Below are 15,214 nucleotides of genomic sequence, written 5' to 3'. Positions count from 1 at the left end.
GACTCGTCAGTAACCGGAAGGGACGACCGTGCGCATCCTCGGGGCCACCGCCGCGGCAGGCGCCGCTGTGCTGCTGCTCGGCGTCGCGGGCGGCGACACCACCGCGCTCGACGCTCCGGCCGACCACCGTTCTCCCGGTCCGGAGTTGGTCGCCCAGGCCGCGATCGGCCTCGCCGAGCTGCGGCCGCCGGCCCCGTCGGACGCCCCGGCCGCCCCCGCGGCGCGGCACGTGCCGATCCCGCCGCGCCCCGAGGCCGTCAAGGTCGCGCCCGGACCGCTCGGCATCCCCGGATCCGCGTACGCCGCCTACCAGGGCGCCGCCGACCGGATGGCCCTCGAGGCGCCCGGCTGCGGAGTGGAATGGAACCTGGTCGCGGCGATCGGCCGCATCGAGTCGGGGCACGCGGACGGTGGCAACGTCGACGCCGCGGGCAACACCCTCACTCCCATCCAGGGCCCCGTGCTCGACGGCTCGCTCGCCGGCAACGCCGTGATCCGCGACGGCGAGGGCTTCGCCCGCGCACTCGGCCCGATGCAGTTCCTCACCACCACCTGGGCCCTGTTCGGCGGCGACAACTCCGGCGACGGCAAGGCCGACATCAACAACGTCCGCGACGCGGCGTACGGCGCCGCGCGGTACCTGTGCTCCAGCGCGACGGGGCTGCAGGCCGAGGCCGCGCAGCGCGTCGCGGTGTTCGCCTACAACCAGTCGAACTCCTACGTCGACAACGTCGTGGCCTGGTCGAAGGCCTACCGCGACCGGGCGATCCCCGTCGGCGGGATCCCCGACATGGCAGCTCCCGTCGCGCCGCCGTCGACGCTGCCCAAGCCGCTGCCGCCCGGCACGGTGGTCGTCGTCGGTTGCGGGACGCCCGACGGTGCGCCGTCGCGCCCTGGTCCATCCGCTGCGGCGGCACCGTCCGGGCCGGGGAAGCCCTCGTCGGCCGCGTCCTCGGCGAAGCCCGGACCCGCGACGACGACCCCCGCCAGGCCCTTCGCGACGCCGTCGGGACCGGCGAGGCCGTCCGCACCGTCGTCGGCGTCGAGCGCGCAGCGCCCGCCCGACGGCGCGCCGCTCGCGACCACCGTGACCCAGTGCGCGCCCCCGCCGCCCAGCGGCCCGAGCACGCCCGGCGCACCGTCGGGCCCGCCCCGGCCCACGCCGCCCGGCGCGTCCGTTCCCGCGGGTCCCGCCGGCCCCGGCGGCGCGTTGGCGATCCCATCAGGCGGACCGTCGACCAGCCGCCCGGCGCCGCCGTCAGCGTCCCGTCCCGCGGCTCCCTCGGCGCGGCCCGCCCCGTCGAGCGGGCCCGCACCGTCGTCCTCGCCGACGGTGCCCCGTCCCCCGAGGTAAGGCGGATTTCTCGCGCCCGGGCCTGCGGATACGATGGAGGGCGTTATGAGTGTGGTGACGGAAGACGCGATCCGGTCGGCCCTGGCCACCGTGAACGACCCCGAGATCGGTAAGCCGATCACCGACCTGGGGATGGTGAAGTCGGTCGCGGTGCAGGCCGATTCGTCGATCGACGTCGAGGTGTACCTGACCACCTCCGCCTGCCCGATGCGCACCCAGATCGTGGACCGCGTACGGACCGCTGTCGCCGACGTGCCGGGCACCGGCGAGGTACGCGTCGAGCTGGACGTGATGAACGACGAGCAGCGCGCGGAACTGCGCAAGACGGTGCGCGGCGACAAGGCCGAGCCCGTGATCCCCTTCGCCCAGCCCGGTTCGCTGACCCGCGTGTACGCGGTCGCGTCGGGCAAGGGCGGCGTGGGCAAGAGCTCCGTGACGGTGAACCTCGCGGCGTCGCTCGCCGCGCGCGGGCTGTCCGTGGGCGTGCTCGACGCCGACATCTACGGCCACTCCGTGCCGCGCATGATGGGGACGGACGCGCGGCCCACCCAGGTCGATTCGATGATCATGCCACCGCAGGCGCACGGCGTGAAGGTCATCTCGGTGGCCATGTTCACCACCGGCAACACCCCCGTCGTGTGGCGCGGGCCGATGCTGCACCGCGCGCTGCAGCAGTTCCTCGCCGACGTCTTCTGGGGCGACCTCGACGTACTGCTTCTCGACCTGCCGCCCGGCACCGGCGACGTCGCGATCTCCATCGCGCAGCTCATCCCGGGTGCGGAGATCCTCGTGGTCACGACCCCGCAGACTGCGGCCGCCGAGGTCGCCGAGCGGGCCGGTGCCATCGCGCTGCAGACCCGCCAGCGCGTGGCCGGCGTCATCGAGAACATGTCCGGGCTGACGCTGCCCGACGGGACCGTCCTCGACGTCTTCGGCTCCGGCGGCGGCGAGCAGGTCGCCGCGCGGCTCACCCGCGCCGTGGGCGCCGACGTGCCCTTGCTCGGCCAGATCCCGCTCGACCCGCAGCTGCGCGAGGCCGGTGACTCCGGGATCCCCGTTGTACTCTCCGCGCCGGACTCCCCCACCGGCTCCGCCCTGCGCGCCATCGCCGACAAGCTCGCCGTCCGCAAGCGCGGCCTGGCCGGCATGTCGCTGGGGATCGACACCACCCGCCACCTCTAACCCGACGGTCCGCCGTCCGCCCGCGCTTCACCAGGCGGGCACCGTCGGACGAACCGGCGTCGCAGATGCGCGCGGCGTGCGCAGGTAGTTCCCGCGCATCCGCCACGGCTGTGCGCACGTGCCGCGTACGCACAGCAGCGCCGGATGCGCGAATGACCGCGAGCGGTACCCGGATCCATTGGAAGTGCGCGGGACCGAGGTCACGCGGCCACCCGGAAGCCGTGCCGCTCCAGCGCGGGCACCAGCAGCTGTCGGAGCGCCCCCTCGGTGTTGAGGGCGCGCCACCGCCAGCGGACCACCTCGAATCCCGCCCGCTCGAGCAACTCCTGACGCGCCTTCTCCCGCTCGAGCGCGTCGTCGACCTCGTCGCCGTCGTCGCCGTACTTGCCGCGGCCGTCGAACTCCCCGACGAGCGTGCCCCATTCGAAGTCCGTGAAGTGCAACGTCCCGTCCAGCACGTGTTCGGTCTGGAGCGCCGGGGCCGGCAGCCCCCAGGTGAGCATCCGCATCCGCGACAGCGACTCCCCGGCCGACTCGCTGCAATCCACCGACAGCTCGATCGCGCGACGAGCGCTCGCGGCCCCACGGCGCCGACCGAGGGTCGCCAGCCCTTCCCTCAGATCAGCGAGAGAGACGGGCTCGGGGTCGCTCGGCACCGGGTAGCGCCGCCGCAGGCGCACCGCGTCGACCGCACAGACGCCGCGCTCAAGATTGCGGAGCAGGGCGACGTCGAGGGCCGTGCGGCGGCGGCTGGTGACGCGGACACCGTCGATGATGGTGACATCCTCGGGCGAGAGCGGACGGGCATGGACATGAACGTCGCCACGGACGCATCCGCCTCCCTCCCGATCTACGGTGAAGTGGATCGTGCGGCGGGTCGGCTGCAAGAACGGGATGTCGTGCAGCGCCGCGGCACTCTCGTGGCTGACCACGCCATTCCAGTTGTGGGCGAACGCAAGAACCTTGGTCCGATACGCCGCCCAGGCCGCCTCCTCCACCGGGACGCCGTACATCGCCGTCGTCAGTCTGGTCAGGCGGCCGCCGCGCACCGCTGCGGTGATCATGTCGCTGGTCCACCCCGTCGCGATCAGATGCGCACGGGTCAGAATTCTCCCCATGCCGGTAGTCGACCACGACGGTGCGGCACAGCCGCCGGTCGCGCCCGGCAGAGGCTGCGGTTCATCCACAGATCCCCGGTTTTCCACAGAGGCGCATGCGCTGCGTGCGCAGGTTGTTCCCGCGCACCCCGAGCGGCTGTGCGCACGTGCGGCGTACGCACAGCAGCGCCGCGTGCGCGGAGGGCCGCGCAATGTGCGCGGATTCGCGTCCGATGCGCAGAAGCGGCGAGCTACGTAGCGTCGACGTCGAAGGGCGGGCGCTCTTCGGGGGCCAGCGGCTTGTGCATCCGCGGCATGGTGGGCGTCGGGCCGGCTGGGACCACGGGCTGCGCCTGCTCCAGCGAGGGCGTCGTGTCCAGCGAGGCGACGGGGGCGATGGGCGCGGCCGCGTCGACCGCCTTGCGGAGGTTCAGCGCATCGGCGGTGGAGCGCACCTGGTCGCTCATCTCGCGGATCACGGAGTCGTCGCCGTTCAGCAGATGCTTGGTGACGATGGCCGTCGGCGTCATGCCACGCAGGTTCTGGATCTGCTGCAGCGGTTCACGGATCGAATCGAAATCGCCACCCATTTCGTCCTTGAGCTGCTGCGTCGCTCCGGTGGCGTAGTCGCGCACCTGCCGCAGCGCCGTGAAGAACCAGTTGACTGCGCCCGGGAGTCGCTCCGGCCCCAGGATCACCAGACCCACGACGACCAGCATGAGGATCTCCCCCATACCGAGATTCGAGAACACCCCGCCATGCTACGGGAAGCTCAGGAGCCGATGCACCTCGCGGCGGCCCGCTCAGCCGCTCAGCTCAGCGGCTCGGGCGTGACCTTGATCGGCACCTGCCGGCCATCGCGGACGACGGTCACCGTCGTCTCCTTGCCGACGCCGACCGCGCGGATGTAGACCACCAGCGACGCGTAGTCGACGATCTCCTTATCGCCGACCTTGGTGACCACGTCACCTTCGCGGATGCCGGCCTTCTCGGCTGCGCTTCCCCGCTTGACGTTCTCCACTCCGACTCCGGACGCCGAATCGTTGCTCACCTCGCGACCGTTGATCCCGAGATCCGCGTGCGTGATCTTCTCCCCACGGATGATGGCCTCAACGATCGGCCTGGCGACGTTGGAGGCGATCGCGAAATTCAGTCCGATGGAGCCGCCGCCGGGTGCGATCCCGAGTGTGTTGACACCGATCTGGCGTCCCTTGAGATCGATGAGGGGGCCGCCGGAATTGCCGTGATTGATCGCGGCGTCAGTCTGTACCGAGTCGAATGCCGACGGCGCAGTCGCCGCTTCGGACGGGCCCTGTACGGGCCGGTGAATGGCGGACACCACACCCGTGGTCACCGTCTGGCGGAGCCCCTCGGGCGACCCTATTGCGACGACCTGCTGCCCCGGAACCAACTGGTCCGAATCCCCGAGCGTGATCTGCTGAAGTCCGTCGACCGCGACCTGGACCACCGCGAGATCGGTACCGGGATCCGATCCAACGAGCTTCGCCGGGACCCTTTGACCACTCGAGAAGATCACCTCGACCTTTGCGTCCTTATTCTGCTTGGCGGTATCGATCACGTGATTGTTCGTCATGATGTAGCCGCCCTTGGCATCCACGACGGAACCCGACCCCAGAGAGCCCGACGTCTTGGTGGTCACCTCGATCGTGACGACGCTCGCCGCGACCTTGGCGGCGAGTTCGGCGTACGCGCCCTCGTCAGGCACCTTCGCGTCATCGACCTGCAGGCTGACCCTCGAGTCGGTGAGCTGCTGCACGGTGGTGCCGGTGATCCGCCCGATGGCGCCGCCGAGCAGGCCGATGACCAGGGCGAGCACCCCGAGGACCGCGAGTGCGCGGAAGGAGACGCGCCGCCCGAAGAGGACGTCGCGGACGCCGAGCCGCTCCGGATCGGGCTGTGCGACCGCCTGCGGCGGCGCCGGGACGCCGGGCTCACCGATCCCGGCGAGCGAGTCGGTATCACGCCACGGATCCTCGGGCTCGGGCTCCGGATCGGGCACAAGAGGGCCCGCATAGGGGTCACGCTGCAACGCTTCCGTGGCGCCCGGAGGCCGGGAGAAGGCCTCCGTGAGCACCGGATCGGGGGCGGCGGCCCGCGGCTGCGGCCCGCGAGCGCTGGTGGCGCTGCGGACGGACTCGGGCGCGAAGGCACCGTCGACCCCGTCCGGCCTGCCGAAGACGACCTGTTCTCCCTCGGACACCGAGGGACGGTACGTGGGGCGCGGCTCCAGGCGCGGACGCCGAGTGTCGGGTTCGGAGGTCACGGAGTCGAATCTACCGAGCGTTCCGCCGCCGGCCGCGCTTGTCGCGTTCGTCGCGTCGCGAGGTCTCGGGCGTGAACGTCGGGAAGCCGTCGAACGGCGGACGGCCCGTGTGGCAATCGGTGGGGATCTGGGACAGCTGGCCCAGGAGGCGGTGCGGCACGGTGATCTCCCCGGATTCGCGTAACGCGGTGCGGACCTGCCGCTGCGCGTCGACCTCCGCTGCGCACACGGCGCACCGGGAGATGTGGGTGCCGGCGCGCAGGTGCGCGTTCATTCGCAGCTCGCCGTCGACGAACGCGACGACCGCCTCGTAGGCGAGGTGCTCGGTGGACGAGAACTCACCCGGGCGGCGCGAGAAGGCGCGTTTGATACTGCCACTGAGGTGCTCCACGCGCTCCCCTCCTCTGCTCGGTCCGATGGCGTACTGCGGATCTACCGCCACAGTACCTGCACTCCTTCACACAACGAGCCGAGTCGCTCGGGAGTTCCCGACGGTGCCGGGCGGGCGCTCAGTAGGCGAGCGCAGCGCTGCTGGTCAGCCCCTGATTCGCCAGGGCCTCGCGGATCGACTTGCGACCGCGGTGGATGCGCGAACGGACGGTGCCGAGCTTCACGCCCAGAGTGGCCGCGACCTCCTCGTACGAGAGGCCTTCGATGTCGGCGAGGACGACGGCGGCGCGGAACTCCGGCGCCAGCGCGTCCAGCGCGTTCTGCAGCTGTGGACCGAGGTTGGCGTCGGCGTAGATCTGGCCGGGGTCCGGGTCGGACGACGGTACGCGCTCGTAGTCCTCCGGCAGCGCCTCCATGCGGATGCGGTTGCGGCGGCGGACCATGTCGAGGAACAGGTTCGTGGTGATGCGGTGCAGCCAGCCCTCGAAGGTGCCGGGCTCGTAACTCTGCAGGCTGCGGAAGACGCGGATGAAGGTCTCCTGCGTGAGGTCCTCGGCGTCCTGCGCATTGCCGGAGAGACGGTAGGCCAGGCGGTACACGCGGTCGGCGTGCTCACGGACGAGTTCGTCCCAGGTGGGCATGTCAGCACGGTCGCCCGACGCATCGAATGCGGCGGTCCCCGCGGGTTCGGCGGCGCGTCCGTCGTCGAACGTCGCGTACGCAGCCTGGGGCTGCGGATCCTGCCGGGGTCCGGCCTTGCGGGCCAGGGCCATGCGCTCCTCCTCGTGCCTCCGCCGGACGGCGGGGCGCTCCTACTACTGCAGAACTCCCGGGGTGACCGTTTTGTTCCCACGATCGGCAAGGCCAGCTCGGGCGTTCTTCACTGTCCGATACCTTTCCCTGCCGCGGTGTGGGAGCGCTGATTCCTCCCTGAGTGTTGCCTGTGCATACATCGCCTTTGCTAACGATCGCGTCACGGCGGGGTGACCGGTGGGCGACGGGCTACCATTGCGGCGTGTCCAACTCCGCCGCATCCGCCCTCGTCACGTACGCCGAGAACGCCATCGTCGAGGACGAGGCGATGTCGTCCGCCCGCGAGCGCGCCGCCGACCTGGGCGTCGACGCCGTCTCCCCGTCCGTGGGGGCCCTGCTCTCGGTGCTGGCCGCAGCGGGCGGCGCGAAGTCCGTGGTCGAGGTGGGGACAGGCGCCGGCATCAGCGGCCTGTGGCTGCTCTCGGGCATGCGTCCCGATTCGGTGCTGACCACGATCGACTCGGAGCAGGAGTTCCAGGCCGCCGCGAAGATCGGCTTCCAGCAGGCCGGCATCGCCGCGAACCGGACGCGACTCATCAACGGCCACGCCCTCGACGTGCTCCCTCGGCTCGCCGACGCGGCCTACGACCTCATCTTCCTCGACGGCGAGCCCGTCGACCATCCGCGCTACGTCGTCGACGCAGTGCGCCTGCTGCGTCCCGGCGGGGTCGTGGTGGTCAACCTCGGTGACGCCGGCTACCGCATCCCCGATCCGGAGGCCTACGACGATGAGGCCTTCGCCGCCCGCGAGGCCACCCGCATCATCGCCGCCGACGAGAACCTGCTCCCGGTCATTCTCCCTCTCGGCGGCGGCCTGGTCGCCGCCGCGAAGGCCTTCGTCCCCCCGGAGCAGTAGTCCGCTACCGCTGCACCGCCTTGGCGACGCTGACGCAGCGCGTGACCCGGTCCCGCTCGCGGGCGCCGAGCGCGCGGCCCGCCGGCCGCGCGTCCGCGACCACCCGGTGCGCGCGGAGGATCGCCCGTACGATCACCCAGTCGCGGGCGCGGTCCTCGTCGAACCCCGCCGTCTCGACCACGGTGTAGAACCGGCGCTGAATCGATTCGCGCAGATAGCCGGACATCTCGTCCCACCGGTGCCACAGCAGCGGCGCGACCTCGTAGTGCGGATCGCCCGACATCGGGCGCGGGGCGACGGCCAGCCAGGGCTCACGATCCGCGGCGAGCACCTTCCCGTAGTGCAGGTCGCCGTGGACGATCCGCCCCACCGATTCCGGATCGTCGACGAACGCCCGCCCGCGGGCCAGCGCCAGGTCGACCAGCCGCGGCGGGACCGGCACGTCCCGACGGTCCGCCTCGAGAGCGTCGAGCCCCGCGCGCACGTCGCCGGTGAGCGGGCGCAGCCGCCCCGGAGCCGGCCGGTGCAGCCGCCCGTACAGGCCCGCGACGATCTCGCACGCATGGAGGTCCCACTCCTCGGTGAGATCCCGCTCCGCGAGCCGCTCCAGCAGGAGCGCGCGCCGGGCGGGGTCCGCCCGGAACATGCGGACGGCACCGTCGCCGCCCCAGTACTGCAGGGCCAGGTGCTCGTGCGCGGTGTCCTCGGCACCGTCGAAGGAGACCTTGAGGACGGCCTCGCCGTCCGGCCCGCGGACCGGGACGATCAGCGAAGCACACCCGGCACGCACCTCGCCCGACGGTGCCAGCCGCCATTCTGCGAGCACACCGTCCGCGAGACGCGGCAACCGATCGAGCCATCCGGCCCAGTCCGGCCCGCGCCGCCGCTGCGCGTCGAGCTCGGCCGGGATGTCCACGCCGCCAGGCTAGCGGGCACCTCGACTAGGGCGCGGAACGCTCCTGTTCCACCCCGACCGGCCGTAGCAGCGTCGGGTACTTCGGCGGCAGGCCGTCGCCGGTGGAGATGCCGCGCACCCGGCGCGAGATCCACGGATACGCGAACTCGCGGCGCCAGCGCTTCTTGATCTCGCGGTCCTCGGCGGGGGTGATCACGGGCTCGGGCCCCAGGTCCGGAACCTCCAGCGCGTGCGGCACGCCCAGAACGTCGAGCACCTCGATCGCCATCCGCAGGTGGCCTGGCTGCGACATGTGGATGCGGTCGAACTCCCACATCCGCAGGTCGCGGTACTCCTTCATCCGCCAGTAGTCGAGCAGCAGCAGCCCCCGGTCGGCGGCGATCTCGCGGACCAGTTCGTTGTAGATGGCGAAGCGGCCGCGGAGCGCGCCGAAGATCCCGCTGCCGTGCGTGTCCGCGGCGGTCCACACCACCACCGTCGCGCCGGAGTCCACGAGCCGCGACAGCAGCGCATCGTAGGCGGCGACGACCGCGTCGACGTCCACCGACGGGCGGATCAGGTCGTTCGCCCCGGCGTACACGGTCACCAGATCCGGCGCCAACTCCAGGCACGGCTCCAGCTGTTCGGCGATGATCTGGTCCATCTTCTTGCCGCGGATCGCCAGATTCGCGTACCCGAAATCGGCGGAGCGCGAGGCCAGCACCTCGGCGACGCGGTCCGACCAGCCCCGGTACTCGTGGGTCCCCGTCGGATCGGGGTCGCCGACGCCCTCGGTGAACGAGTCCCCGATCGCCACGTACCGCAGGAAGTCAGCCACCTTCAAGCCCCTATACGTCCGTCGAGAACCGCACGCCACCGTCGGGCAGCTCGACACCCGGCCAGACGCGGGCGCCGTGCAGCAGCTCGCATCGGGCGCCGACGGAGGCACCGTCGCCGATCACGGCCTCGCGGATCCGGGCCCGCGGCCCGATGTGCGCGCCGAAGCCTATGATCGACCGCTCGACGATCGCACCGGCTTCGATCCGCACCCCATCGAAGACGACGGCACCGTCGAGCCGGGCGCCCGCGCCGATCTCCGCACCGCGCCCCACGACGGACCCGCCGATCACCAGCGCGCCGGGCGCCACGGAGGCGCCGGGGTGGATGAGGCACTCGCCGCGCCCGCCGTCGAGGGCGGCCGACGGGGCGATGCCGCGCACCAGGTCGGAGCTGCCGGCGACGAAGTCCTCGGGCGTGCCCATGTCGCGCCAGTAGCCGTAGTCGACGTGGCCGTAGAGGCGGCTGCCGCCGTTGAGTAGGGCCGGGAAGACCTCGCGCTCGACCGACACCGGCCGGCCCGCGGGGATCTCCTCGATCACGGAGCGCTTGAAGACGTAGCAGCCCGCGTTGATCTGGTCGGTCGGCGGATCCTGCGTCTTCTCCAGGAACGCGGTCACCCGGCCGGTGCCGTCGGTCGGCACGCAGCCGAAGGCGCGGGGGTCGGGCACGCGCACGAGGTGCATCGTGACGTCGGCGTCCTTCTCGCGGTGCGTCTGCACGACGGCGCGGATGTCGGAGCCGCCGAGCACGTCGCCGTTGAAGACCAGGACGGTGTCGGCCTTGAGGGCGGGCAGCACGTTGCGGATGCCGCCGCCGGTGCCCAGGGGCTCGGTCTCCACCACGTACGAGAGTTCGAGACCCAGCTCGGTGCCGTCGCCGAAGTATTCCTCGAAGACCTCCGCCTTGAACGAGGTGCCCAGCACCACGCGGCGGATGCCCGCGTCACGGATGCGGGAGAGGAGGTGGGTGAGGAAGGGCTTGCCCGCCGTGGGCAGCATCGGCTTCGGCGCCGACAGGGTGAGCGGGCGCAGGCGCGTGCCCTTACCGCCCACCAGGATCACGGCCTCCACGTCGCTGAGGTCCACACCGGCGTCCTGATCCACCGAGGTCATCATTCCCCTTTTCGTCTCCGCGTCGCCGCGAGAACACTGATCCGCGAGCGCGCGGCCAGCCCCACCTTCATCGCCGCGCGCAGGGGCGCGGCCGCCGGACCGGGGTGCCGGTCGGCGAAGAACCGGTACGCGGAGGCGTGGTGCGCGGGGAGCATGAGCTCGGGCACCTTCCCCGCCGCGTGGCCCTTGGCGTGCACGATCTCCGCCGTCGGGGCGTAGACGTTGGTCCAGCCGGCGCGGGCGAGCCGATCGCCGAAGTCCACGTCCTCCATGTACATGAAGTAGCGGTCGTCGAAGCCGCGGATCTCCGCGAAGGCCTCGGGCCGCACGAGCAGACAGGAGCCCGAGAGCCAGCCGACCTCCCGCTCGGCGACCTCGGCCTGCGACTGCTGGTAGGCCCGCGTCCACGGGTTCGACTTCCAGACGGCGCCGAGCAGCGCGTGCCCGATCCCGAACCGCATGCTGGGCACGTTCCGCGCCGAGGGGTAGACGGTGCCGTCGGGATCGCGAATCAGGGGGCCGAACGATCCGCCGCGGGGATGCCGGGCGGCCGCTGCGACGAGCTCGTCGATCGAGCCGGGACCGAAGACCACGTCCGGGTTGCTGATGAGCAGGAAGTCGATCGCGTCCAGGTCGAGTCGCGCCACGGCGTAGTTGATCGCGCCGCCGTAGCCCAGGTTCGCGCCGGTGCGCAGCAGCTCCGCCTCGGGATGGGCGGCTTCGGCGGCCTCGGGGGAACCGTCGACGGAGCCGTTGTCGGCCATCAGCACCCGCGGGGCGATGCCGGAGAAGGCGCCGTCGATGCTGGTCAGGAAGTTCTCGAGGTGTTCACCCGGCGAATAGGTGACGGTGACCACGGCGAGCGTGGGCAGCGCAATGTCGGTTCCGGGCACGCGGCCAGGTTACCGGGCGGGGTGTGCGAGTGCGGCCAGCGCCCGGTCCAGTGCGTCGCACCAGTCCGGCAGCGGTGTCAGCCCCCATGCGGCCCAGGAGGCGGGAGAGAGCACCGAGTACGCGGGGCGCGGAGCGGGGCGAGGGAACTCCGCCGTGCCGCACGGCGACACCCGCGAGGGATCGGCCCCGACCCGTTCGAAGACGCCGCGGGCCACGTCGAACCACGTGGCGGTCCCACCGCCGGCGGCGTGCAGCACGGCCCCGGGCCGCTCCGGCTCTCCGTCCAGCAGGACGGCGAGGTCGAGCAGCCCCGCGGCCAGGTCGGGGGCGTAGGTGGGCGAGCCCGTCTGGTCGTCGACGACCTTCGGGTCGACGCCGTCGTCGGCGAGCCGCCCCATCGTCCCGACGAAGTCCCGTGCCCAGTCAGCCCGACCCTGCTGGCCGGCACCGCGCCCCGTGTACACCCACGCGGTCCGCACCACGACGGTTCGCGGGTCGGCGGCGCGGGCGGCCACTTCGCCGGACAGCTTGGTGCGCCCGTAGACGCTCGCAGGCCCCGTCGGATCGCCCGGCTCCCACGGCCGCGGCGGCACGGGGGCGGGGCCGAAGACGTAGTCGGTCGAGACGTGCACGAGTCGCGCGCCGGTGGCGGCGCACCGCGCCGCGAGCAGCCCGGGGGCGGCGGCGTTGAGGGCCGCGGCGGCGTCCGGCTCGATCTCCGCGGCGTCCACTGCGGTGTGCGCCGCGCAGTTGATCAGCACCGTCGAGGGGCCCAGCTCGAGCTCGGCGACCGAGTGTGGCGAAGTCACATCGAGGTCATCGCGCCCCAGGGCGCGGGTCGCGATTCCCCGGGAGGCGGCACCCGCGACCAGCGCCGAACCCACCTGTCCGGCCGCGCCGGTGATCACCAGTTCCACACCGCGAACGGTACGGGACGGCCGCGTCTGCGGAGTCTTCACACGTCGAGTCGGTACCGTTATGTGGATGTGACCATGCGGGCCGACACAGCCGGCCCGCTTTCCGACGTTGAGGAGTGGTGGGTGTCCGACAGCCCCAGTCGACGCGGCGCGCGCCATTCCCGGAGCGCCGACGCCAAGCGCGCGCCCGCCGAGCGGGCGACCGCGCAGGGTGACGACGCGCGGGGACGCGGCCGGCGCAGGAGCGTCCGCGCCGAGAACGAGGGCGACGGTCCGCAGCCCCTGCGGGCCCGGCCGGTGCCCCGCGCCGGCGACCTCTCGGTCGACACCCGCGAGCGGCTGCAGCGCAGCGGCAAGGCCCTCATCGCGCTCATCACGGCCATCGTGCTCGTGGTGACGGGCGTCGCGTGGTTCTGGTGGTCCCAGTTCGCGGGCGACATCTCCCGGGGCCCCAGCATCGCGGCCAAGCCCGACGGCGCGACGGACATCCTGCTGGTCGGCACGGACTCGCGGACCGACGCCAAGGGGAACCCGCTCACCAAGCAGGAGCTGGCGCGGCTCAACGCGGGCGTCGACGACGGCACCCTGAACACCGACACGATCATCCTCATCCGCATCCCGAACGACGGGAAGTCGGCCACCGCGATCTCGATCCCCCGCGACGCCTACGTCGCGATCCCCGACCAGGGCAAGGGCAAGATCAACTCCGCCTTCGCGGGCGCGGCCAACGTGACCCGCGACAAGGCGATCGCCAACGGCGATGACGAGAAGACCGCCGTGCAGAAGGGCAACGAGGACGGTCGCAAGGCGCTCATCGAGACCGTCGCCAACCTCACCGGCGTCTCCGTCGACCGGTACGCGGAGATCGGCCTCGTCGGCTTCTCCCGCCTCACCAACGCGGTCGGCGGCGTCGACGTGTGCCTGAAGAAGCCGGTCAACGACCAGTACTCCGGCGCCCGCTTCAAGGCGGGCAAGCAGACTCTCAAGGGCCCGCAGGCGCTGAGCTTCGTGCGCCAGCGCCACGGCCTGCCCCGAGGCGATCTCGACCGGGTCACCCGCCAGCAGGTCTTCATGGCCTCGCTGGCCAGCAAGATCCTCTCGACGGGCACCCTGACCAGCCCGAGTAAGCTCAGCCAGCTGCAGGACGCGTTGACCACCTCGGTCACCCTCGACCAGGACTGGGACGTCATGGGCTTCGCGAAGGAGCTGGCGAACCTCTCCGCGGGCAACATCAAGTTCTCGACGGTGCCGGTGGTCCGCGACGACGGCTGGAGCGACGACGGCCAGCAGTCCGTCGTGGTCGTCGACCCCAAGCAGGTGCAGGCGTACGTAGCCGGCCTGCTCGGCGGCTCGAAGCCGGACAAGCCGAAGGCGACGACCGCGAGCTCCTCCCCAGCGGTGCCATCGGTGAACCGGTCCTCCTACACGGTGGACGTGGTGAACGCCGGGACGACGTCGGGACTCGCGAGCGGAGTCTCGTCCTTCCTCGGCGGCAAGGGCTTCGCGCAGGGCTCGACGGGCAACGCCTCGTCCACCGAATCCTCCTCGAGCTCGAAGAGCGCAGTGCTTGCGAGCTCGGCGAACGACCAGGGCGCGAAGGCCGTGGCCGCGCTGCTCGGCGGCCTGCCCGTGGTGGCGAGCACGTCGGTGCAGTCCGGGCACGTCAAGGTGCTGATCCAAGACGGCTACAGCGGCCCGGGCTCGTCGAGCGACTCCGGCTCGGACTCCGCGGCCACGACCACGTCGATCCCGCCGGGCATGACCGAGGCGCTCGACCCCAGCGAGGCGGCGCGGATCAGCTCGCTGCTCAATCGACCGGGCTTCACCGCCCAGCAGGACGGGGGCGTGCCGTGCGTGGACTGACCGTGACCGACCGGCTGCTCGTGCCGATCGTCCAGGCCGACGGGGCCGCGCCCCGGTTCACCTGGTACGACGATGCCGCCGGCGCCCGCATGGGCCTCTCGGCGATCACCCTGGGCAACTGGGCCGCCAAGTGCGGCAACCTGTTGCGCGACCAGTACGGCCTCGGCCCGGGCGACCCCGTCGGGGTGCTGATGCCGGCGCACTGGCAGACCGCGGGGATCCTGTTCGGCGCCTGGTGGGCCGGGTGCGAGGTCCGCTTCGGCGAGTCCGGCGACGTGACCTTCGCCGCTCCCGACCGCCTGGACGAGGCGGACGGCGACGAGATCCTCGCCGTGGGCCTAGATGCCTTCGGCCTGGCCGTGCCCGACCTGCCGCCGGGCATCGACGACTACACCACCGAGGTGCGCGTGCACCCCGATGCCTTCACGCCGGGCGGCGCCGGCACCGCCCTGGCCGGCGACGACGCGGAGATCGTGCTGGCCCGCTCGACGGCCCTCGCGGCCTCCGCCGGGTACGCCGCGGGCGACCGGGTGCTCTCCACGCGGGAGTGGCGCACCGTCGACGACCTCTACGACGGCCTGCTCGCACCCTTCGCGGCCCCGGCCTCCGTCATCCACGTCGCGCACCCGGACGCGGCGAAGCTCGCGGACAAGTTCGCGACCGAGAAGGCCACCGCCCGCGTCGCCTGACCCGAGCCACTGCTGCACGTCGACGACG

15 protein-coding genes are annotated in these 15,214 nt (G+C 72.1%); 5 read left to right on the top strand and 10 right to left on the bottom strand.

Features of this window, described 5'->3' with window-relative positions:
- Positions 1 to 28 precede the first annotated feature (28 nt).
- Complete coding sequence (locus tag HNP44_RS16695) at positions 29 to 1,354, top strand: lytic transglycosylase domain-containing protein (protein ID WP_259142327.1); 1,326 nt, start codon at positions 29 to 31, stop codon at positions 1,352 to 1,354.
- Positions 1,355 to 1,399: 45 nt separating this feature from the next.
- Complete coding sequence (locus tag HNP44_RS16690) at positions 1,400 to 2,536, top strand: Mrp/NBP35 family ATP-binding protein (RefSeq protein WP_259142325.1); 1,137 nt, start codon at positions 1,400 to 1,402, stop codon at positions 2,534 to 2,536.
- 200 nt (positions 2,537 to 2,736) lie between these two features.
- Here HNP44_RS16690 and HNP44_RS16685 read toward each other — a convergent pair whose 3' ends face one another.
- The 5 genes from HNP44_RS16685 to sigE form a co-directional block, all read right to left on the bottom strand.
- Positions 2,737 to 3,654, bottom strand: coding sequence for a hypothetical protein (locus HNP44_RS16685; protein ID WP_259142323.1), 918 nt, complete (start codon positions 3,652 to 3,654; stop codon positions 2,737 to 2,739).
- A 230-nt stretch (positions 3,655 to 3,884) separates the two neighbouring features.
- On the bottom strand, positions 3,885 to 4,385 hold the full coding sequence (tatB, locus tag HNP44_RS16680) for a Sec-independent protein translocase protein TatB (RefSeq protein WP_259142321.1): 501 nt from the start codon (positions 4,383 to 4,385) through the stop codon (positions 3,885 to 3,887).
- A gap of 59 nt (positions 4,386 to 4,444) precedes the next feature.
- Positions 4,445 to 5,854 carry a S1C family serine protease gene (locus HNP44_RS16675; RefSeq protein ID WP_259142320.1) on the bottom strand — a complete coding sequence of 470 codons (1,410 nt, stop codon included), beginning with the start codon at positions 5,852 to 5,854 and terminating at the stop codon, positions 4,445 to 4,447.
- 73 nt (positions 5,855 to 5,927) lie between these two features.
- The gene (locus tag HNP44_RS16670; RefSeq protein WP_259142319.1) at positions 5,928 to 6,308 is read right to left on the bottom strand and encodes an RNA polymerase subunit sigma-70; all 381 of its coding nucleotides are present in this window, start codon (positions 6,306 to 6,308) and stop codon (positions 5,928 to 5,930) included.
- Positions 6,309 to 6,426: 118 nt separating this feature from the next.
- Positions 6,427 to 7,080 carry an RNA polymerase sigma factor SigE gene (sigE, locus tag HNP44_RS16665; RefSeq protein ID WP_259142318.1) on the bottom strand — a complete coding sequence of 218 codons (654 nt, stop codon included), beginning with the start codon at positions 7,078 to 7,080 and terminating at the stop codon, positions 6,427 to 6,429.
- A 242-nt stretch (positions 7,081 to 7,322) separates the two neighbouring features.
- Here sigE and HNP44_RS16660 point away from each other — a divergent pair, with 242 nt between their 5' ends.
- Positions 7,323 to 7,976, top strand: a complete 654-nt coding sequence (locus tag HNP44_RS16660; RefSeq protein WP_259142317.1) for an O-methyltransferase — start codon at positions 7,323 to 7,325, stop codon at positions 7,974 to 7,976.
- A gap of 4 nt (positions 7,977 to 7,980) precedes the next feature.
- On the opposite strand, the gene HNP44_RS16655 is transcribed toward HNP44_RS16660, so the two are convergent.
- Genes HNP44_RS16655 through rfbD form a run of 5 tightly spaced genes read right to left on the bottom strand, consistent with a single transcriptional unit; the run spans position 7,981 to position 12,634 of the window.
- Positions 7,981 to 8,892, bottom strand: a complete 912-nt coding sequence (locus HNP44_RS16655; protein ID WP_259142316.1) for an aminoglycoside phosphotransferase family protein — start codon at positions 8,890 to 8,892, stop codon at positions 7,981 to 7,983.
- 25 nt (positions 8,893 to 8,917) lie between these two features.
- Positions 8,918 to 9,709: an SGNH/GDSL hydrolase family protein gene (locus HNP44_RS16650; RefSeq protein WP_259142315.1), complete on the bottom strand. Its 792-nt coding sequence runs from the start codon at positions 9,707 to 9,709 to the stop codon at positions 8,918 to 8,920.
- A 10-nt stretch (positions 9,710 to 9,719) separates the two neighbouring features.
- Positions 9,720 to 10,814: a sugar phosphate nucleotidyltransferase gene (locus tag HNP44_RS16645; RefSeq protein ID WP_374758796.1), complete on the bottom strand. Its 1,095-nt coding sequence runs from the start codon at positions 10,812 to 10,814 to the stop codon at positions 9,720 to 9,722.
- Between the two features lie 8 nt (positions 10,815 to 10,822).
- On the bottom strand, positions 10,823 to 11,716 hold the full coding sequence (locus HNP44_RS16640; protein WP_259142313.1) for a glycosyltransferase family 2 protein: 894 nt from the start codon (positions 11,714 to 11,716) through the stop codon (positions 10,823 to 10,825).
- 9 nt (positions 11,717 to 11,725) lie between these two features.
- Positions 11,726 to 12,634: a dTDP-4-dehydrorhamnose reductase gene (gene rfbD, locus HNP44_RS16635; protein WP_374758795.1), complete on the bottom strand. Its 909-nt coding sequence runs from the start codon at positions 12,632 to 12,634 to the stop codon at positions 11,726 to 11,728.
- 75 nt (positions 12,635 to 12,709) lie between these two features.
- Here rfbD and HNP44_RS16630 point away from each other — a divergent pair, with 75 nt between their 5' ends.
- Together HNP44_RS16630 and HNP44_RS16625 are read left to right on the top strand one after the other, a co-directional pair.
- Positions 12,710 to 14,497: an LCP family protein gene (locus HNP44_RS16630; protein WP_259142312.1), complete on the top strand. Its 1,788-nt coding sequence runs from the start codon at positions 12,710 to 12,712 to the stop codon at positions 14,495 to 14,497.
- Entirely contained in the window at positions 14,485 to 15,186 is a 702-nt protein-coding gene (locus tag HNP44_RS16625; RefSeq protein WP_259142311.1) for a TIGR03089 family protein, read from the top strand. The genes HNP44_RS16630 and HNP44_RS16625 overlap by 13 nt, the downstream gene beginning before the upstream one ends.
- Positions 15,187 to 15,214 lie beyond the last annotated feature (28 nt).

The organism is Tsukamurella ocularis, from assembly GCF_024807615.1.
GTDB lineage: Bacteria > Actinomycetota > Actinomycetes > Mycobacteriales > Mycobacteriaceae > Tsukamurella > Tsukamurella ocularis.
The sequence above is the reverse complement of the archived record's forward strand: the minus strand, read 5'-3'. Positions and strand labels throughout refer to the sequence as shown.

Coding starts and splice junctions, on each gene's coding strand:
- HNP44_RS16690 (WP_259142325.1), top strand. CDS start 1,400: ATGAGTGTGGTGACGGAAGACGCGATCCGGTCGGCCCTGGCCACCGTG.
- HNP44_RS16685 (WP_259142323.1), bottom strand. CDS start 3,654: ATGGGGAGAATTCTGACCCGTGCGCATCTGATCGCGACGGGGTGGACC.
- sigE (WP_259142318.1), bottom strand. CDS start 7,080: ATGGCCCTGGCCCGCAAGGCCGGACCCCGGCAGGATCCGCAGCCCCAG.
- HNP44_RS16630 (WP_259142312.1), top strand. CDS start 12,710: ATGCGGGCCGACACAGCCGGCCCGCTTTCCGACGTTGAGGAGTGGTGG.